The organism is Chthonobacter rhizosphaerae (genome assembly GCF_013839525.1).
Classification (GTDB): Bacteria; Pseudomonadota; Alphaproteobacteria; order Rhizobiales; family Pleomorphomonadaceae; genus Chthonobacter; species Chthonobacter rhizosphaerae.
In genome coordinates, this window is the sequence record NZ_JACDIS010000003.1 from 329,392 (window position 1) to 347,954 (window position 18,563).

General features: G+C 71.1%; 15 protein-coding genes. 6 read left to right on the forward strand and 9 right to left on the reverse strand.

Features of this window, described 5'->3' with window-relative positions:
• Nucleotides 1-11: 11 nt before the first annotated feature.
• Together HND91_RS07765 and HND91_RS07770 are read right to left on the reverse strand one after the other, a co-directional pair.
• A complete protein-coding gene (locus HND91_RS07765; protein ID WP_181705977.1) occupies nt 12-947 on the reverse strand; it encodes a DMT family transporter in 936 nt (311 codons plus the stop codon).
• Between the two features lie 154 nt (nt 948-1,101).
• Complete coding sequence (locus HND91_RS07770; RefSeq protein WP_246329348.1) at nt 1,102-1,713, reverse strand: LysE family translocator; 612 nt, start codon at nt 1,711-1,713, stop codon at nt 1,102-1,104.
• A gap of 249 nt (nt 1,714-1,962) precedes the next feature.
• Between HND91_RS07770 and HND91_RS07775 the strand changes: the two genes are divergently transcribed.
• On the forward strand, nt 1,963-2,664 hold the full coding sequence (locus HND91_RS07775; protein ID WP_181705978.1) for a type 1 glutamine amidotransferase: 702 nt from the start codon (nt 1,963-1,965) through the stop codon (nt 2,662-2,664).
• Nucleotides 2,665-2,988: 324 nt separating this feature from the next.
• Here HND91_RS07775 and HND91_RS07780 read toward each other — a convergent pair whose 3' ends face one another.
• The gene (locus HND91_RS07780) at nt 2,989-3,735 is read right to left on the reverse strand and encodes a 16S rRNA (uracil(1498)-N(3))-methyltransferase (RefSeq protein WP_181705979.1); all 747 of its coding nucleotides are present in this window, start codon (nt 3,733-3,735) and stop codon (nt 2,989-2,991) included.
• A 140-nt stretch (nt 3,736-3,875) separates the two neighbouring features.
• Here HND91_RS07780 and xseA point away from each other — a divergent pair, with 140 nt between their 5' ends.
• The 4 genes from xseA to HND91_RS07800 all read left to right on the forward strand — a co-directional run bounded on the left by xseA (nt 3,876) and on the right by HND91_RS07800 (nt 11,780).
• On the forward strand, nt 3,876-5,330 hold the full coding sequence (gene xseA / locus HND91_RS07785; RefSeq protein ID WP_181705980.1) for an exodeoxyribonuclease VII large subunit: 1,455 nt from the start codon (nt 3,876-3,878) through the stop codon (nt 5,328-5,330).
• Nucleotides 5,331-5,599: 269 nt separating this feature from the next.
• Nucleotides 5,600-7,774, forward strand: a complete 2,175-nt coding sequence (locus HND91_RS07790; RefSeq protein ID WP_181705981.1) for a malate synthase G — start codon at nt 5,600-5,602, stop codon at nt 7,772-7,774.
• 166 nt (nt 7,775-7,940) lie between these two features.
• Nucleotides 7,941-8,771 carry a universal stress protein gene (locus HND91_RS07795; protein WP_181705982.1) on the forward strand — a complete coding sequence of 277 codons (831 nt, stop codon included), beginning with the start codon at nt 7,941-7,943 and terminating at the stop codon, nt 8,769-8,771.
• Nucleotides 8,772-9,023: 252 nt separating this feature from the next.
• Nucleotides 9,024-11,780: a bifunctional acetate--CoA ligase family protein/GNAT family N-acetyltransferase gene (locus tag HND91_RS07800; RefSeq protein ID WP_181705983.1), complete on the forward strand. Its 2,757-nt coding sequence runs from the start codon at nt 9,024-9,026 to the stop codon at nt 11,778-11,780.
• A 36-nt stretch (nt 11,781-11,816) separates the two neighbouring features.
• Here the strand turns inward: HND91_RS07800 and HND91_RS07805 are convergent, their stop codons facing one another.
• From HND91_RS07805 to HND91_RS07825, 5 genes are all read right to left on the reverse strand, one after another.
• On the reverse strand, nt 11,817-13,490 hold the full coding sequence (locus tag HND91_RS07805) for a cache domain-containing protein (RefSeq protein ID WP_181705984.1): 1,674 nt from the start codon (nt 13,488-13,490) through the stop codon (nt 11,817-11,819).
• 165 nt (nt 13,491-13,655) lie between these two features.
• The gene (locus tag HND91_RS07810) at nt 13,656-14,435 is read right to left on the reverse strand and encodes an ABC transporter permease (RefSeq protein WP_181705985.1); all 780 of its coding nucleotides are present in this window, start codon (nt 14,433-14,435) and stop codon (nt 13,656-13,658) included.
• Nucleotides 14,432-15,220: an ABC transporter ATP-binding protein gene (locus tag HND91_RS07815; RefSeq protein ID WP_181705986.1), complete on the reverse strand. Its 789-nt coding sequence runs from the start codon at nt 15,218-15,220 to the stop codon at nt 14,432-14,434. Before HND91_RS07815 ends, HND91_RS07810 begins: the two co-directional genes overlap by 4 nt.
• A gap of 222 nt (nt 15,221-15,442) precedes the next feature.
• The gene (locus HND91_RS07820; RefSeq protein ID WP_425485425.1) at nt 15,443-16,471 is read right to left on the reverse strand and encodes an ABC transporter substrate-binding protein; all 1,029 of its coding nucleotides are present in this window, start codon (nt 16,469-16,471) and stop codon (nt 15,443-15,445) included.
• A 141-nt stretch (nt 16,472-16,612) separates the two neighbouring features.
• Nucleotides 16,613-17,002 carry a hypothetical protein gene (locus HND91_RS07825; RefSeq protein ID WP_181705987.1) on the reverse strand — a complete coding sequence of 130 codons (390 nt, stop codon included), beginning with the start codon at nt 17,000-17,002 and terminating at the stop codon, nt 16,613-16,615.
• Nucleotides 17,003-17,150: 148 nt separating this feature from the next.
• On the opposite strand from HND91_RS07825, the gene HND91_RS07830 reads away from it, so the two are divergent.
• Nucleotides 17,151-18,020, forward strand: coding sequence for a hypothetical protein (locus HND91_RS07830; RefSeq protein ID WP_181705988.1), 870 nt, complete (start codon nt 17,151-17,153; stop codon nt 18,018-18,020).
• Between the two features lie 6 nt (nt 18,021-18,026).
• Here the strand turns inward: HND91_RS07830 and HND91_RS07835 are convergent, their stop codons facing one another.
• Nucleotides 18,027-18,563, reverse strand: a complete 537-nt coding sequence (locus tag HND91_RS07835; protein WP_181705989.1) for a GNAT family N-acetyltransferase — start codon at nt 18,561-18,563, stop codon at nt 18,027-18,029.

Sequence of the window (18,563 nt, forward strand, 5' to 3'; positions counted from 1 at the left end):
GGAGGTCGGCCTCAGCGCTTGCCGCGGCTGAGGACCACGAGGTTGCCGACGATGACGGCCATGAGGCCGGCGATGGCGACGGGCGTCCACACATAGCCTTCGAACACGGTGGAGATGCCGAGGGCGAACACCGGGAAGATGACGGTGGCGTAGCCGGCCCGGGCCGCGCCGATGCGGCCGAGGAGCGTCAGGTAGGACGCGAAGGCGATCACCGACGAGACGATCGAGAGCCAGAACAGGCTGCCGATGTAGGCGGTCGTCCACTCGATCTCGAAGGTGCGGCCGTTGACGAGCGCGAGCGCCACCATGACGCCGGCGCCATAGACCATGCCCCACGCGTTGGTGGAGACCACCGGCAGGCCGCGCGCCTGGTTGGCGCCGGAGATCATGTTGCCGGTGCAGAAGCTGACCGTGCCGGCGATGCAGAAGCCGAGCCCGACGGCGGCCGCGTGGTCGAACTCCGCCCCGGCGATCTCCGGCCAGAACACCAGCCCGATGCCGACGAAGCCGATGAGCGCGCCGAGCGCGACCCGGGGCACGATGCCCTGGCGGAACACCACGGCCGCCATGACGAGGTTCACCACGGAGGCGAGCGAGAAGACCACCGACAAGAGGCCGGAGGCGAGGACCTGGCCGCCGAGATAGAAGAGGTAGAAGTTGGTGGAGAAGAGAAGCGCGCCCTGGATGGCGAAACGGGCGTGATCCTTCAGCGGAAACCGGAACTTCTGCCCGGCGGCGGCGACCCAGCCGATCATGATCATGGCGGACAGGATGAAGCGCCAGGCGACCGACACTTCCGGCGCCACGGTGCCGACCTGCATCTTGAGGGCGATCCAGCTCGTCGACCAGGCGAACACCGTAATGGCGTAGAGGGCGAAGTCGAACAGCGTGAAGGGCGCAAGCTGCGGCCTTGCGGCGGCAGCGTCGGTCGGGGCCATGGCGGTCATCGGGGGTCCAATCGAAGAGCCTCTGCCGCCGGGCCGGAAACGACGAACGCGGCGCTCTCCTATGTGCGCCGCGCCGCAGCAAAGGTCCAACCGCGTTTCGTGATCGAATTGATCACACGAATTGATGGATCGTTGCGATCGCACGCACGCCGCGTCAGCGCGCCACCACGGCGGCGGCCGCGCCCGCCATCATGACGCCGGCGGAGCGGTTGAGCCGGCGGAGCGCCCGCGGGCTACGGAAGAGGTCGCGCGCGCCGGACGCGGCGGCCGCGTAGGCGGAGCCGATCAGCGTGAGGAGGACCATGACGATGCCGGCGAGTTCGGCGAAGCCGAGCGCGGTCAACCGGTCGAGCGGCACCAGGGTGGGCAGGAGGGCGAGGTAGAAGACCATGGTCTTCGGATTGCCGAGCGTCAGCGACAGGCCCGCCGCGAAGGTGCGCCAGGGCCCCTGCTCCTTGGAGGCGGCCACGTCCGACGCGGTGGGGTTCGCCGTCCAGAGCTTCACCGCCAGATAGACCAGATAGGCGGCGCCGATGTACTTGATGACGAGGAACACCGTCCCGAAGCTCTGCGCCACGGCCGCGAGCCCGAACACCGCGAAGGACAGGTAGACGAGATCGCCGGCGACGAGCCCGAGCACCATCGGGAACGCGCCCCGGAAGCCGGCGCCGAGGCCGCGCGCCACGATCGCCGCCATGCCGGGTCCGGGCGAGGCGGCCGCGATCGCGAACGCCACCGCGAAGGCGATCAGGGTCATCGGGTCCATGGGCAGTCCTCCGGCACTGGCCGTCTGGCGCGGCCTCCTTCGGGCGATCGTGCCCCGAAGGCCGCGCCCGCTGTTCAGTTTTGCCCGACCCGGCAAAGCCGCGCCACCCGATTTTCGGAGGATCCGCCGCCGGCCCGTCCGGTTCGCCATGCCGCCGCCGCGCGTCTCATCCGCGCCGGATCGGGTTTCCATCGACCGGAGCGCCCTGTAGTGTGATCACAAATCGTCCCGAACCTTCCCGGACCCCTCATGCGCATTCTCGTGGTGGAAAACTATGCCGGCACCCATCTCGGCCTCGTCGCGCGGGCTCTCGCCGAGGCGGAGGCGGAGGTGGACCTGCGCCTCATGTACAAGGGCGATCCGCTGCCGGAGACGAGCGGCGGCTACGACGGGCTGGTTGTGCTCGGCGGCGGGCAGAACGCCCTTGCGGACGACGAGCACCCCTATCTGCCGGCGCTCGCCCGGCTGACCCGCGCGTTCGGGGCGGACGACAAGGCGGTGCTCGGCATCTGCCTCGGCAGCCAGGTGGTCGCGCGGGGCCACGGGGCCACCAACATCCTCGGCCGGCCGATCGAGATCGGTTGGAAGACGGTGACGCCCACGGACGAGGGCCGCCGCGACCCGGTGATTTCCGCCCTCGGCGACGGCGCGCCGCTGTTCCACTGGCACACGGACACGTTCACCCTGCCGCCCGACGCCATCCACCTCGCCTCCAGCGAGCAGACCGCCAACCAGGCGTTCCGGATCGGCCGGGCCGTTTACGGCATCCAGTTCCACTTCGAGGCCGACCGGACGTTGGTGTCGGAGTGGACGAACGGCTACCCGCACCTCCTCAAGGGTGACGCCGCCGAATGGCCGGCCCGCCACGAACGCGACCGCCACACGCTGGGCGCGACGGCGGACGCGACCGGCCTGGAGGTGGCGCGGGCCTGGGTGAAGCTGGCGCGGTGACGGGGGAGTGATCGGTCCCAGATGGGGCCGTTCGGTCCTGGAGGGGGCTTTCGGTCTCGAAAGGGACGGTCGTTCCGCGGCTTACGTGGAGCGTTCGTCCAGAGCACCCGCCCGACCGCGACCGTCATCCCGGCGAAAGCCGGGTTCATGCTGGCGGAGGGCTCAGGCGAGCGCTGGCGGGTTCGCGACGGTCGGTTGAGCCCCGGCCTTCGCCGGGGTGACGGCGTTCGGGTCGGCGGTCCGCAGGCACGGATGGCGGGAGGACGGCCCGCCGTGACGAACCCGGCAAGCAGCCGTCGACGCGTGGAAGCGTCGTGCGCGTCCTTACCAGTCCCCGACCGTCGCCTGGATCACCGCGAGGGCGGCCACGGCAGCGGTGTCGGCCCTAAGGATGCGGGGGCCGAGGGGGATCGGGGTGACGAAGGGCAGCGCGCGGAGGGTGCGCCGTTCCGCGTCGGAGAAGCCGCCTTCCGGGCCGATCAGCACGGCGAGCGGCCCCGGCCCCAGCGCCGCGAGCGTCGTCACGGGATTGGTCGTCTCCTCGCCCTCGTCGCAGAAGATCAGCCGCCGGCCGGGCTCGTCGACGGCGAAGCGGGCGAGCGCGCGGTCGAGCTTCTCCTCCGGCTCCACCGCGGGCACATGGAGGACGCCGCACTGCTCGGCCGCCTCGACGACATTCGCCTGCATGCGCTCCAGGTTAACCCGGCTTGCCTGGGTGTGCTGGGTCAGCACGGGACGCATGCGGCCGACGCCCATCTCCACCGCCTTCTGGACCATGTAGTCGAGCCGGGCGTGCTTCAGCGGCGCGAACAGATAAAGGAGATCCGGCGCGGGCGGCTGCGGCCGGCTGCGGGCCTCCACGGCGAGTTCGGCGGCCTTCCGGCCGGTCTGGACCACGCGGGCGCGGAACTCGCCGGACGCGCCGTCGAAAACGAGGACGGACGCGCCGTCGGCGAGCCGGAGCACGGCGAGGAGATAGTTGGCCTGCTCCCGCTCCAGCGGGACCGTGGCGCCCTCGGCGATCGGACCCGGGACGTGGAGACGAGGCGTGCGGAAGTCGGAATGGGCCATGGGCCGGTCCTAGCACGGCAGGGGCCCAGAGGGGAGACATCCGGGCCGGCGTTGCAGGCGGAGCGCCCGGATCGCCGTCATCCACCGTCGTGTCGGCCCGAACTCTTGACCTCGCGGCGGCCTTGTGCCCCTTTCGTTCTATGAGCGATACCCTTCCGAACGTCGCCGAGTATACCGTCTCCGAGATCTCCTTCGCGCTGAAGCGCACGGTGGAGGAGCAGTTCGGGCACGTGCGGGTGCGCGGGGAGATCTCCGGCTACCGCGGGCCGCACTCGTCCGGCCACGCCTATTTCGCCCTCAAGGACGACGCCGCCCGCCTGGAGGCGGTGGTCTGGCGCACGGCCTTCTCGCGGCTCCGGTTCAAGCCGGAAGAGGGCATGGAGGTGATCGCCACCGGCAAGCTCACCACCTTCCCGGGCTCGTCCAAATACCAGATCGTGATCGAGTCGCTGGAGCCGGCCGGCATCGGCGCCCTGATGGCGCTCCTCGACGAGCGCAAGCGCAAGCTGGCCGCGGAGGGTCTGTTCGACCCCGCCCGCAAGCGGCCGCTGCCCTTCCTGCCGAAGGTGGTGGGCGTCGTCACCTCGCCGACGGGCGCGGTCATCCGCGACATCCTCCACCGCATCGCCGACCGGTTTCCGGTGCACGTGCTCGTGTGGCCCGTGCGGGTGCAGGGCGAGACCTGCGGGGCGGAGGTGGCGGCCGGCATCCGGGGCTTCAACGCCCTGCCCGAGCACGGCGCCATTCCCCGGCCGGACGTGATCATCGTGGCGCGGGGCGGCGGATCGCTGGAGGATCTCTGGGGCTTCAACGACGAGGTGGTGGTGCGGGCCGCCGCCGAAAGCGGCATTCCGCTCGTCTCGGCCGTGGGCCACGAGACCGACTGGACGCTGATCGACCACGCCGCCGACGTGCGCGCGCCGACGCCGACCGGCGCGGCGGAAATGGCCGTGCCGGTCCGCCGCGACCTCCTCGACCGTACCGACGACCTCACCCGGCGGCTGCGCGGCGCCATGGACCGGTCTATCGAGGCCCGGCGCACGGCTCTCCTCGCCGCCGCCCGCGCCCTCCCCCGCCCGCGCGACGTTCTCGCCCTGCCGCGCCAGCGGTTCGACACGGCGGCGGCAGCCCTGGCATCGGCGCTGCGCGCCAACACGGCGCTTCACCACCGGCGGTTCGAGCGCGTGGCGGCCCGCCTGTCGGTGGGCGTCCTGGACCGGGGCGGCGCGCTCTGCCGCGAGCGGCTCGGCGTGGCGGCACGCCAGGTGGACCGCGCGTTCTGCGTGTCGGTGGAGGCGCACCGGGCCCGCTTCCGCAACACGGTCTCGGTGTTCGACGCGGTGAACCACCGCGCCACCCTGAAGCGCGGTTTCGCGCTGATCCGGGACGAGGACGACCGGCCGGTGTTCGAGACCGGAAAGGTGGCGCCCGGCGCGCGCCTTTCCATCGAGTTCTGCGACGGCCGCGTCGGCGTGACGGCGGACGGGGAGGCAGGCTCGACGCCCCCGGAGCCGACCCGCGCCCCGCCGCCCAGGAAGGCGCGCCAGAAGGCAGACCCGGAGCCCGTGGCGGCCAAGCAGGGCTCGCTGTTCTAGGGGACGGATTTTCCTCCTGGCTGGTCCGCCCGGGCGGACCATGCACGCGTTCCTCCGCGCGACCGGAAACCCATGGCCGGTCGGCCGGACGCCGACCATGACGGTCGAGATTCCGGGAAGGCTTTGCCCGACCGATTCCCCATTTTCTCCAGTCCGGAAACAATCCTTCTCTTTTTCGCTCAATGGACAATACCGACCATCGTCCGCTTCTATGCTGCGATAGACACGCGCCCGAAAACTTTCCCAGAACGCGTGCGGCGAGGTCCCCCATGGTCGAGCGGCTTCATCTCCACGGTCTTCAGGTCGATCCGGTCTTCCACGCCTTCATCGCCGATGAAGCCCTGCCCGGGACGGGCGTGAGCGCGGACGCCTTCTTCGCCGGTCTGGCGCGGCTCGTCGGCGAGCTTGGGCCGGAGAACCGCCGGCTGCTGGCCGTGCGCGACGAGATGCAGGCGCGGATCGACGACTGGCACCGGGCGAACCGGGGCATGCCGATCGACCTTGGCGCCTACCGGCGTTTCCTGTCCGAGATCGGCTATCTGATCGCGCCGCCTGCCCCGTTCCGGATCGCCACCGCCAACGTGGACCCGGAGATCGCCGCGGTCGCCGGGCCGCAGCTGGTCGTGCCGGTGATGAACGCGCGCTACGCCCTCAACGCCGCGAACGCCCGCTGGGGCAGCCTCTACGACGCCTTCTACGGCACCGACGCCCTCCCCGGCCGGCCCGCCGGTCCGGGCTATGATCCCGTCCGCGGGGCCGCCGTGGTGGCGCGCGCCAAGGCGGCGCTCGACGAAGCGGCCGCGCTCACCATCGGCCGGCATCAGGACGCGCGCCGCTACAGGGTGGCGGACGGGCGGCTCGACGTGGAACTCGCCGACGGCACGCTGACCGGCCTGCAGGATCCTGCCGCCTTCCGGGGCTGGCGCGGCGAGCCGGACGCGCCGTCGGCGCTCCTCTTCCGCCGCCACGGCCTGCACCTGGAGGTCGTGCTCGACCGCAGCCGTCCGGTGGGCGCGGACGATCCGGCGGGCGTCGCCGACATCCTGATCGAGAGCGCGCTGTCCACCATCATGGACTGCGAGGACAGCGTCGCGGCGGTCGACGCGGAGGACAAGGTGGTCGTCTACCGCAACTGGCTCGGCCTGATGCGCGGCGACCTGACCGACACGTTCGAGAAGAACGGCCGCACCGTCACCCGGCGGCTCGCCGGAGACCGGACCTATGCGACGCCGGACGGCGGCAGCCTGACGCTGAAGGGACGCAGCCTGATGCTGGTGCGCAATGTCGGCCACCTGATGACGACCGACGCCGTGCTGGACGCGGACGGCCGGGAGATCCCGGAGGGAATCCTGGACGGCCTCGTCACCGCCGCCATCGCAATCCACGACGTCGGACGACCGGGCGGCGAGGCCGGGCGGCGCGCCAACAGCGCGTTCGGATCGGTCTACATCGTGAAGCCGAAGATGCACGGGCCGGAGGAGGTCGCGTTCGCCGACCGGCTGTTCGCCGCCGTGGAGGACGTGCTCGGCCTGTCGCGGAACACCCTGAAGATGGGCATCATGGACGAGGAGCGGCGCACCTCCGCCAACCTCGCAGCCTGCATCCGGGCGGCGGCGAGCCGGGTGTTCTTCATCAACACCGGCTTCCTCGACCGCACCGGCGACGAGATCCACACCTCCATGGAAGCCGGTCCCATGGTCCGCAAGGCCGACATGAAGGGCAGCGCCTGGATCCGGGCCTACGAAGCGGGCAACGTGGACGCGGGCCTCGCCGCCGGCCTGCCCGGACGCGCGCAGATCGGCAAGGGCATGTGGGCGGCGCCGGACCGCATGGGCGCCATGCTTTCCGAGAAGATCGCCCACCCGCAGGCGGGCGCCAGCACCGCCTGGGTGCCCTCGCCCACCGCCGCGACGCTGCACGCGCTTCACTACCTGGCGGTGGACGTGGCCGGCCGGCAGCAGGCCTTGGCCGATCGGGAGCCCGCGTCGCTCGACGATCTCCTCACCATCCCGCTCGCCCGCGACACCAACTGGAGCCCGGACGACGTCCAGGCCGAGCTCGACAACAACGCCCAGGGCATCCTCGGCTACGTGGTGCGCTGGATCGACCAGGGCGTCGGCTGCTCCAAGGTGCCGGACATCGACGACGTGGCCCTGATGGAGGATCGCGCCACCCTGCGCATCTCCAGCCAGCACATCGCCAACTGGCTGCGCCACGGCATCGTGGACGAGGCGACCGTGGTCGCGACCCTGAAGAAGATGGCGGCGGTGGTCGACGCCCAGAACGCCGGCGACCCGCTCTACCGGCCGATGGCCACGGACTTCGACCGCTCCATCGCTTTCCAGGCCGCCCTCGACCTGGTGCTGAAGGGCCGCGAAGCGCCGAACGGCTACACCGAACCGGTTCTCCACGCCCGCCGGCGGGAGCGGAAGCGGGCAGGATAGACGCCCACTGCTCCGCTTGCGCCTTGATCGACCTCAATGCGTCCGTCATGGGGTCATCGCATGATCGCCGCATCATCCGGGCGGCGGCGAAGGCCCCGCCCCTATCGTGCAGCCCCGGACCGGTCCATTCTGGCCGCGGGGGCCGCATCATGAGGAGGACGGAACCATGGCGATCAAGGACATCTTCACGCTCGTCGATCTCTACGACGAGGCCATGCCCGGCCCGTCCGCCGCGATCGAACTGGCCCGCACCCTCGACGCCCATGTGACCGGCCTGTCGCTCGCCATGGAGCCGCTCGCGCCGGGCTTCCTCGCCTCGCCCATCCCGGCCGACTACATCGTCGGCGCGATCGAGGAGGCGCAGCGCCAGGCCGACGTGGCGGCCAGGCGTTTCCGCGACCGCGCGTCCGCCGCCGACGTCGCCGCCGAGGCGCGCACGCTGACCGTGCTCGCCGGCGCCGCCGCGCCCATTCTCGCCCAGGCGCACCTGTCGGATCTCGTGGTGATCGGCCAGGAGGACTACGACAAGCCCGAGCCCATGCGCGGCACGGTGATCGAGGCGGTGCTGTTCGAGGCCGGCGTGCCGCTTCTCCTCATACCCAAGGACGGCCCGCGTCGGATTGCGTTCAACCGGGCGGTCATCGCCTGGGACGCCTCGTCCACGGCGGCGCGGGCGGTGCACGCGGCGCTGCCGCTCCTGGAGCGGTTCGCGACGGTGGAGATCACCATCGTGGAGAGCAAGCGCGACTGGGCGGGCGAGCCCGGTGCGGACGTCGCCCGCTACCTCGCCCGGCACGGCCTCGACGTGACGATCAACCTGATCCACCGCGAGGCCAACGACGTGGCCGCCACGCTGAACCGCCATGTGCGATCGACCGGCGCCGACCTCCTGGTGATGGGCGCCTACGGCCACAGCCGACTGCGCGAATTCATCGTCGGCGGCGCCACCCGGGGCATCCTGGAGACGATGGTGGTCCCGACCCTCATGGCCCACTGAGGCGCGCCAGCGGACGACGGGACACGGCCGGAGCGGGAAGCTCGGCCGACAGGGGGAAGACGCGGGCACACGCGTCCCCTGGAGCGCCTTCCGACCTGACGAAATCGTCCGGTCGGAAAGAAATCGCTCCAGATTCAATAAGCTGGAGCGTTCTCCCGGCGATCAGGTCGTGCAACTTGATCGCCGGGAGAATGCTCTAGATGACGGGGCGGAACACCCAGATCCTCGAGCCGACACCAACCCGAGGCGTTCATGCCCAACACGTTCGAAGCCATCGCGGCCTTCTTCAACCCGGCCGCCGTCGCCGTCGTCGGCGCGAGCACGCGGGAGGGATCGGTCGGCGCCATCGTGGCGCGCAACCTGATCGACGGCGCGCGCGACAAGCTGATGCTCGTCAATCCGAAGGGCGGCGAGATCGATGGCCTGCCGCTGCTGCCGAGCGTGGACGACCTGCCCCGCACGCCCGACCTCGGCGTCGTCGTGGTGCCGGCCCCGGCCGTGCCCGGGGCCGTGGAGGCGCTCGGCCGCAAGGGAGCCAAGGCGGTGATCGTGATCTCCGCCGGCCTCGGCCGCGGGCCTGGATCCCTCGGCGACGAGGCGGTTCGGATCGCCTGCGCCCACGGCATGCGGCTGATCGGCCCCAACTGCATCGGCGTGCTGGCGCCGCCCGCCGGCCTCAACGCCAGCTTCGCCCAGCGCCAGGGCCGGAAGGGCGACCTCGCCCTCATCAGCCAGTCGGGCGCCATCCTGACCTCCGTGCTCGACTGGGCGGAGCGCAACGAGGTGGGCTTCTCCGGCCTCGCCTCCATCGGTGACGCCCTGGACGTGGGCTTCGCCGAACTCATCGACCACTTCGCCCTCGACCATTCCACCCGCGCCATCCTCCTCTATGTGGAGGCGGTCCGCGACGCCCGCGCCTTCATGTCGGCGGCCCGGGCGGCGGCACGCATGAAACCGGTGGTGGTGATCAAGTCCGGCCGGCACGCGGCGGGCGCCAAGGCCGCCGCCTCCCACACCGGCGCGCTCGCCGGCGTGGACGCGGTCTACGACGCGGCCTTCCGGCGCGCCGGTCTTCTGCGCGTCGACGACCTCGGCCAGCTGTTCGCGGCGGCGGAGACCCTCAGCCACGTGCCGCGCATCAACGGCCGGCGCATCGCCATCGTGACCAACGGCGGCGGCGCGGGCGTGCTGGCGGTGGATCGGCTGATCGACCTCGGCGGGTCGCTCGCCGCCCTCTCGCCGGAGACGCTGGCGGGGCTCGATGCCGTGCTGCCGGCCGGTTGGTCTGGCGGCAACCCGATCGACATCATCGGCGACGCGCCGCCGGAGCGCTATGCCGCCGCCCTGGCGGCCGTGCTGGAGGACCCGTCGAACGACGCGGTGCTGGTGATGAACTGCCCGACCGCGCTCGCGTCGTCGCGGGCGGCGGCGGTGGCGATCGTGGAGGCGGTGAAGGCCTACAAGCGCACCCACTTTCGCGGCAAGCCGGTGATCGCCGCCTGGCTCGGGGCGGACGACGGCTCCGAGGCGGTGTTCGCGGACGCCAAGATCCCGGTGTTGAACACCCCGAACCGGGCCGTCGAGGGCCTGATGCAGCTGGTTCGCCACGCCGACGCGCAAGCGGCGCTGACGGCCGCGCCGCCGGACCTCCTCGCCGGCTTCACGCCGGACCGGGCCCGCGCCCGCGCGGCCATCGACAAGGCGCTGGCGGACGGCCGCACCTGGCTGACCGCCACCGAGGTGGCCGACGTGCTGGCCGCCTACGAGATCCAGGCCGTGCCGGCGGTGGCCGCCCGCACGCCCGACGAGGCGGCGGAAAAGGCCGAGGCGCTTCTGGCCGACTACAACGCGGTGGTGGCCAAGATCGCCTCCCCGGACATCATCCACAAGTCGGACGTCGGCGGTGTGGAGCTGGAGCTGACCAGCGGCAGCGCGGTGAAGCGCGCCGTGGAACGCATCCTCGCTCGCGCCCGCGCGGCCCGGCCGGACGCCCGCATCGAGGGCGTGACGCTCCATCCCATGATCGTCGCCTCGAAGGCGGTGGAGCTCATCGCCGGCGTCGCCGACGACCCGGTGTTCGGGCCGGTGATCGTGTTCGGCCGGGGCGGCACGGCTGTGGAGGTGATCAACGACAAGGCGCTGGCCCTGCCGCCCCTCGACGTCAACCTCGCCCTCGACCTCATCGACCGCACGCGCGTCGCCCGCCAGATCGCCGGCTACCGGGACCGCAAGCCGGTGGACAAGGAGCGGCTCGCCCTCGGGCTGGTGAAGCTGTCGCTGCTCGTCTCGGAGGAGCCGCGGATCCGCGAGATCGACCTCAACCCGATCATCGCGGACGACCAGCGCGTGATCACCGTGGACGCCCGCATCTCCGTGAAGGCCGACACGGCGCCGGAGATCGCCCGGGTGGTGCCGTCCGTCGGCCACCCGCGCCTTGCGATCCGGCCCTATCCGGTGGAATGGGAACAGGTGATCACCCTGCGGGATGACGACCGGGTGGTCGTCCGGCCGATCCGGCCCGAGGACGAACGGCTCTACCCGCCCTTCTTCGCCCGGATGCACGACGAGGACATGCGCCTGCGCTTCTTCGCGAGGGTTCGGGAGCTCGGCCATGCCTTCATCGCCCGCCTGACCCAGATCGACTATGCGCGCGCCATGGCGTTCATCGCCATCGAGGAAGCGACCGGCGACATGCTGGGCGCGGTGCGCCTCCACGGCGACGCGGCGCACCAGCACGGCGAATACGCCATCGCGGTCCGCTCCGACCTGAAGGGCAAGGGGCTCGGCTGGGAGCTGATGCGGCTGATCATCCGCTTCGCCCACCAGGAGGGCTACGAGGAGATCCGGGGCGAGGTGCTGCGCGAGAACACCACCATGCTGGACATGTGCAACGCCCTCGGGTTCGACGCCCGGCCGGAGCGGGACAGCCCGGAGATCATGGCCGTGCGCCTGTCCGTGCCCGAGGCCGTCTCCCGAGACCCGGCGCTCGCCCGGCCGCCGGGGCGGTGACCGGCCCGCGCGGGCGAGGCGCCGGAGGCGGGAGCTTCAAGGGCGGGCGACCGTGACCAGGAACTCGGCGACGCCCCGGTTCAGCCGTTCGGCGCGGTCAGCGACCGAGACCGCGGCGGCGCGCATGTCGAGGACCGTCTGACACGCCGCGACCACCTGGTCGGCGGCGTCCGCCACCGCCCGCTTCGTCCTGTCGGTGCTGTAGGCGGCCGCCTCCACGGTGCTGTCGATGACCTCGGTGACGATGCCCTGCTGGTCCAGTGCGGCGCCGATCACCGAGACCCGCTCGCCGACGTCCTCGATCGTGTCCGCGATGGCGCGCACGCTCTCCAGGGTGGAGCCGGCAACACCCCGGATACCGCTCGCCTGGGCGGCGATCTCCTGGGTGGCCCGCGCGGTCTGGGCCGCGAGGGTCTTCACCTCCTCCGCCATGGCGGCGAAGCCGTCGGCCGACTCGCCGGCCTCGGCGACTTTCAGGGTGGCCTCCAGGGCAAGGACGTTGGTTCGCGCGGACAGGATCTGGACGAGGTCGACCACCTCGCCGATGCGCTCCGCCGCCCGAGCCAGCCCGGCGATGTGGTCGCCGGTCTCGCGGGTGTTCGCCGCCGCCGCGCCGATCACCGCGGCCGAATGCTCCACCTCTCCGGCGATCCCGGCGATGGAGGCGTTCAGCCGGTGCGTGGCGGCCGCCAGGACGGCGACCCGTTCGGCCGCGAGGTCGACCACGTCCGCGGAACCCACGACGATGAGGTCCGTCCGCTCCACCACGCGGTCGACGCCGTCCGCGAGTTCGGTGCAGCGGCTGAGGTCGTCCGTCATCTGGTCCATCAGGGTCGCCGAGGTCCGCCGGAAGTCCTCCAGAAGCGCGCCTACCCGTTCGTCGGCCCGAGCTTTCGCCTCGAACTCCTGGCGGGCCGCGATCTGCTGATCGAGTTCGCGGATCACCGCGGCGCAGAAGGCCGAGACCCGCTTGGCGAGATCGCCGAACTCGTCCTCCCGGTCGAGACAGGGAAGGTCGACCGGGCGTCCGCGGGCGAGCGCCTTCATGGCGGTGTTCAGCTGGCCGAGCGGCCGGGTCATCGACCGCATCACCAGGCCGCCGAGGACCATCGCGGCGAGCGTCACGACGGCTACGATCCCGACGGTCCGGGCCACGTTCCGCCTGTCCGCCGCCAGGATGTCGTCCACGTCGACGCCGGTGCCGACGATCCAGCCCCATCCGTCGAAGCGCTGCACGTAGGAGAGCTTCGGCACCGGCTGGTCGGTGCCGCTCCGGGGCCACAGGAAGCTCACGAAGCCGCCGCCCGCCTCGGCCACCGCCACCGTGTCCCGGAACACGGCCTTGCCGTTCAGATCCCGGATCCCCGACACGGGCCGGCCCTCCAGTTCCGGGCGCTCCGGATTCAGGATCATCCGGGGCTCGTGGTCGACGATCCAGACCGGCTCGTCGTCGCCGTACCGAAGGCCGCGGACGAAGGCGAGCGCGCGGTCCTGCGCTTCCGCCACCGTCAGCCGCTCCTCGTCGGCGTCGGCCTCGAAACGGGCGATGGTGGCGATCACGCTCTCGACGCGGGCGCGCAGCACGTCCTCCCGCGCCGCGGTGTGGTCCCGGCGCTCCTCCACGATCTGGAGCGTGGCGAACAGCGCCGCGACCGCGACCACGATCAGACCGAGGAGCACGAACCGCGCTCCGACTGTGACCGCCTCCATCGTGCCTCCGTGCGTGATGCGCGACCCGACGGGTGTCGGACCCGCGCGCTCTCACGACCACAATGGCATCGTACTTTTAACAATGGTTTTTAACGGTATGATGTTTTTGCGGATCACCGTGATTTGGAGATGTCGCGGACGGGGAGCGGCGCCCCCGCCGCCATCCTATTGGGCGAAACCGGAGCGGTGGGCCCAGCCGGTCATGCGCTTCTCCACCCAGGCCATCAGCGCGTAGGCGACGATGCCCTCCACCGCCAGGGTGACAAGGCCGGCGAAGACCAGTGGCACCTGGAAGTTGCTCTGGGCCGTCAGCATCATGTGCCCGACGCCGCTGTTGGCCGCCACCGTCTCGGCGATGACGGAGCCCACGAAGGCGAGCGTGATGGCGACCTTCAACGAACCGAAGAAGTAGGGCAGCGCGCGCGGGATGCCGACCTTCAGCATGATGTCCATCTTGGAGGCGCCGAGGGCCTTCAGCACGTCCTCGGTCTCCGGCTCGATGGTGGCGAGGCCGGTCGCCACGTTCACCACCACCGGGAAGAAGGAGATCAGGAAGGCCGTGATGATGGCAGGCACGGTGCCGATGCCGAACCAGAGCACCAGGATGGGCACCACCGCCACCTTCGGGATGGAGTTGAAGCCGATCATCAGCGGATAGAGGCCCGCGTAGACCGTCCGCGACCAGCCGACCAGGAGTCCGAGGGCGAGCCCGCCCACCACGGCGGCGGCGAAGCCGGCGAGCGTGGTGAAGAGCGTCTGCAGGCCGTTCTTCCAGATGGCCGGCCAGAATTCCACCATGGCGGCCACGATGGTGGTGGGTGCCGGCAGGATGAAGGGCGGCAGGCCGAGCACCAGCACGCAAGCCTCCCAGAGCACGAAGAGGCCGATGGTGTAGAGCCAGGGCGACAGCCGGATCCAGTCGATCCGGGAAACGGCGGTGGTCATGCGGCGGCCCTCGCCTCGCTGATGTGGGCGCGCAGCTCCTGCACCACGGCCATGAACTCGGGCGTGTAGGTGACGGAAAGGTCGCGCGGACGCGGGAAGCTCACGGTGCGCTCGGCGATGATGCGGCCGGGCCTTCCGCTCATCACGAAGATGCGGTCGGCGAGGAAGACCGCCTCGCGCAGATCGTGGGTGACGAGCACAACCGTGAATTTGCGCGCCTCCTGGAGGTCGCGGATCACGCACCAGAGCTCCTCGCGGGTGAAGGCGTCGAGGGCGCCGAACGGCTCGTCGAGCATCAGGAGCTCGGGCTCGTGGATCAGCGCCCGGCAGAGGCTGGCGCGCTGCTGCATGCCGCCGGACAGCTGCCAGGGAAACTTCTGGCCGAAGCCCTCGAGGCCGACGACCGACAGGAGGTCCTCCGCCTTGGCCTCGAAGATCGCCCGGTCGGCGCGGAAGCGCTGGCGGTGCGGCCGCACGATCTCCAGCGGCAGCAGCACGTTCCGAAGCGTCGTCCGCCAGGGCAGCATGGTGGGGTTCTGGAAGGCCATGCCCGCCATGGTGACGGGCTTCGTCACCCGCTCGCCGGCCACGGTGACCGTGCCCTTGAACGGGAACTGTAGGCCGGTGGCGAGCTTCATCAGCGTGGACTTGCCGCAACCGGACGGCCCCACCACGGCGGCGAACTCGCCGGGGCGGACCGTCAGCGAGCAGCCGTCGAGGGCGAGGGTTCCGGTCGCGCCGCCGTAGCGGTGCGAGACGTCCGACAGGGTGATCGGGACCGACATGGGCGGGGTGCGTCCGGCGCGTTCGAAAGGAGCGGACCGGTCCGGCGGGCGGACCGAGCGGGCCGGTCCGGTAGGCGGACCGAGCGGACCGGTCCGGCGGGCGGACCGGCAGGCGGGAGCGCTGGGGCCCGCCGATCAGGCGGGCCGCGGCGGCGAGAACAGGCGGGCGGGGCGGTCCGGACCCGCGGCGAGGCCGCGACGCGGGTCGCGCCCGGCCATCCTTCAGGGAAGCATCCGCTCTTCCTTCGGCGGCAGATAGCTGGCGTCGAACACGTCCTCCGCCTTCACGGCCGTCTTGAACTCGTAGGCGTAGCCGAGCTGCTCGATCGACTTGGCGAAGCGCGCCATGTCGACCCCGCCGAAGCCCTCGGCCATGACGGCGTCGGTCTTGATGTTGTCCGCGATGGCGAGCTTCAGGCGGGCGAGTTCCACCTCCTTCTTGGCCACGTCGTTGCGGGCGAGCACCGTCTCGACGGCCGTCTCCGGGTCCTTCACCGTGTCGATCACGCCCTTGATGGTGGCGCGCACGAAGCCCTTCACGAGCTCCGGGTTGGCCTTGGCGAACTCCGGGTTCACCAGCACGGCGTTGCCGTAGAGGTCGAGCCCGTTCTTGGACATGAGGATGACCGAGATGTCGTCCTCCGGCACCCCGGCGGCCTTCAGGTTGAGGACGACCGAGAAGGAGAAGCCGAACACCGCGTCCACGGCGCCCTGGGCCAGCATGGGCTCGCGCACCGGGAAGCCGATGCTCTCGATGGTGACGCTGGCCGGATCGATGCCGTTCACCTTGGTGAAGGCCGGCCACTGGGCGAACGCGCCGTCCGGCGGGGGAGCGCCCAGCTTCTTGCCGGCGAGATCCTTCCAGGTGCTGACGCCCTGGCTCTTGCGGCCCACGATGGCGAAGGGCGGCACGTCATACATCATCATCACGGCCTTCACGTCAAGGCCGGGGTTCTGGTCGCGGAACTTCATCAGCGAGTTGATGTCGCCGAAGCCGAACTGGTAGGCGCCGGTCGCGACGCGGGGCAGCGCCTCGGTGGACCCGGCGCCCGTGTCGATGGTCACGTCCAGGCCCTCGGCCGCGTAGTAGCCGTTCTTGAGCGCCACCAGGAAGGGAGCGGACGGCCCCTCGAACTTCCAGTCGAGGGTGAATTTCACCGGCGTGCCGGCCGCCGCCGCCGGCCAGCTCACAAGCACGGCCATCGCCGCGCCCGCCAGGCCGGCCCACATCCGCTTCACGACGCCCATCATCTGGTTTCTCTCCCGCATTCGTTCGTGCGGGGCGAAACTTACAAGTCTCGTGCCAGATGGGCCGGCGCGGAGGTTCGGCGGCGGCGGGGCGCGCATCGCGCGCCGCCCAACACCGATTGCCTGCGGTTCAGGCAACCTGCCTCAAACGACGACAGGTTCGACCGTCACGACCCGGAAGGTGTGCAACTCTCCATCCTCGTCTCGCACGGAGACATAATCCCCGATGGCGAAGCGATGGTCGCCCAATCGGTAGCCGGCCTCGTCGTCCTCGTCGCCGTCCACATCGTAGTGGAAGGCCCAGCTGCCGCCCGGACGGCGCACCAGATGGCCGATGTCCTGGTCGTCGGCGCCCCAGAAGCGGTGCACCCGGCAGCGCTCCCGCGCGGATTTCCAGGCGGCGGCGTCGAGCTTGCCGTCGGCGTCGAGCGGCGCCACGAACTCGTAGCCGTGAGCCGAGCTGCCGTCCGGGAAGCCCTTCTGTCGGGCAAGTTCCATGCGGATGCGGGTGAGGTGGCGGTGCGGGGCATTCATCGGGCCTGTCCTCCAGGATACGGCGCCTCGGCGCTCTTCTGCTCACCCCGTCCATAGGATACGCATGCGGCGATCGCCTTGATTTCAGTCAAGGGCCGCCGAATCACCTACCCTCGGGTCTTTGATGCGCAGACTGAGGACCGGTCCCATGCGCCTCCCCCTTGCAGCCCTTCTCCTTGCGGTTCCCCTCGCCGGCGGCCCGGCGTCCGCGCAGCCGCGGATCGAACTCGGCGAAGGCACGCCGTCCGGCCGGTTCCAGGTGGGGGCGGCCGAGGTCCGCATCGCCATGGAGTCCCGGCTGGTGGACGGGGTGCGCGAGTCCGTGCCCGTCCTCGCCATCACCGAGGGCGACGACAGGCTCGACATCGTGGGCCGGCCGTCCGGCTTCGGCATTCCCCAGGGCACGGCCGAGGCGGTGGACATGGACGCCTCGGCGCCCGGCCCGGAGGTGGTGTTCACCAGCTACACCGGCGGCGCCCACTGCTGCACGGCCGTGGAGGTGGCCCGCCGGGACCCGGAGGACGGCTGGAAGGCGGTCAGCCTCGGCCAGTGGGACGGCGGCGGCCCGGACCTGGTGGCGGACGCCGATGGCGACGGCTTCGGCGAACTGATGTCCGTGGACAATGCCTTCCTCTACGCCTTCGACTGCTATGCCTGCAGCGAGGCGCCCCTGAAGATCGTGGCGCTGCGGGACGGCCGCCCGGTCGACGTCACCGGCGAGCCGCGCTTCCTGCCGCTTCACCGCGAGTGGCTGGCCGACATGGAGGCGCGTCTCGCGGAGGCCGGCGGCGATCGCTCGCCCGGCTTCTGGGCCGGCTGGATCGCCACCAAGATCCGGCTCGGGGAAGGCGCCGAGGCCTGGGCCGCCTTCCGACAGGACTATGATCCCGCCGCCGACGAGGGCGTGGAGGTCTGCGCCGTGGAGGCGGAGGTCTGCCCAGACGCCGAGATCCGCACCCTGCCCTTCCCGGACGCGCTCAGGGACTTCCTGCACAAGGCCGGCTATCCGGACGCCTGAGCGCGATCAGATCCGCTTGTAGAGGATAGTGGTCGGGTCGAGCCTGTCCGTGATCGTGTCGCGGCAGAAATCCGGGATCCGGCCGGCGATCTCGTAACCGAGGCCGAGATAGAGCGGCTCCGCCCCGTCGCCCGTGCGGGTGTCGAGGGTGAGGAGCGTGCGGCCGAGCCCCTTGGCCCGCCGCTCGATCTCCGCCATCAGCCGGGTCGCGATGCCCCCGCGGCGGGCGTCCGGGTGGACCAGGAGTTTGCGCACCTCGGCCCGGTGGCGCTGGTTCGGCTTGGTGGCGTGGTCGAGCTGCACCGTCCCGACGGTCCGGCCGTCCCGTTCGGCCACGAGCAGAACCAGCCCGCCGGCGCGGAGCTCCGCCAGGATGCCGTCGCGCCAGAAGGCTTCCCCGTCCGCCGCCGTGAACGGCAGGATGAAGCCGACGCTGGCGCCGTCGTGGACGCAGGCGGTCAGGATCGCGCCTAGGTCGGCGATCCGGGCCGGAAGGTCGTCCGCCGTCAGCTCGCGGACGATGATGTTGTTGTCCCCCGTCAT

Bases quoted from the DNA above. Each gene is read 5' to 3' on its own strand.
- HND91_RS07805 (WP_181705984.1), bottom strand. From the start codon at position 13,490: ATGGAGGCGGTCACAGTCGGAGCGCGGTTCGTGCTCCTCGGTCTGATC.
- HND91_RS07820 (WP_425485425.1), bottom strand. From the start codon at position 16,471: ATGATGGGCGTCGTGAAGCGGATGTGGGCCGGCCTGGCGGGCGCGGCG.
- HND91_RS07790 (WP_181705981.1), top strand. From the start codon at position 5,600: ATGGTCGAGCGGCTTCATCTCCACGGTCTTCAGGTCGATCCGGTCTTC.
- xseA (WP_181705980.1), top strand. From the start codon at position 3,876: ATGAGCGATACCCTTCCGAACGTCGCCGAGTATACCGTCTCCGAGATC.
- HND91_RS07815 (WP_181705986.1), bottom strand. From the start codon at position 15,220: ATGTCGGTCCCGATCACCCTGTCGGACGTCTCGCACCGCTACGGCGGC.
- HND91_RS07775 (WP_181705978.1), top strand. From the start codon at position 1,963: ATGCGCATTCTCGTGGTGGAAAACTATGCCGGCACCCATCTCGGCCTC.
- HND91_RS07770 (WP_246329348.1), bottom strand. From the start codon at position 1,713: ATGGACCCGATGACCCTGATCGCCTTCGCGGTGGCGTTCGCGATCGCG.
- HND91_RS07795 (WP_181705982.1), top strand. From the start codon at position 7,941: ATGGCGATCAAGGACATCTTCACGCTCGTCGATCTCTACGACGAGGCC.
- HND91_RS07830 (WP_181705988.1), top strand. From the start codon at position 17,151: ATGCGCCTCCCCCTTGCAGCCCTTCTCCTTGCGGTTCCCCTCGCCGGC.
- HND91_RS07810 (WP_181705985.1), bottom strand. From the start codon at position 14,435: ATGACCACCGCCGTTTCCCGGATCGACTGGATCCGGCTGTCGCCCTGG.
- HND91_RS07780 (WP_181705979.1), bottom strand. From the start codon at position 3,735: ATGGCCCATTCCGACTTCCGCACGCCTCGTCTCCACGTCCCGGGTCCG.
- HND91_RS07825 (WP_181705987.1), bottom strand. From the start codon at position 17,002: ATGAATGCCCCGCACCGCCACCTCACCCGCATCCGCATGGAACTTGCC.
- HND91_RS07835 (WP_181705989.1), bottom strand. From the start codon at position 18,563: ATGACGGGGGACAACAACATCATCGTCCGCGAGCTGACGGCGGACGAC.
- HND91_RS07800 (WP_181705983.1), top strand. From the start codon at position 9,024: ATGCCCAACACGTTCGAAGCCATCGCGGCCTTCTTCAACCCGGCCGCC.
- HND91_RS07765 (WP_181705977.1), bottom strand. From the start codon at position 947: ATGACCGCCATGGCCCCGACCGACGCTGCCGCCGCAAGGCCGCAGCTT.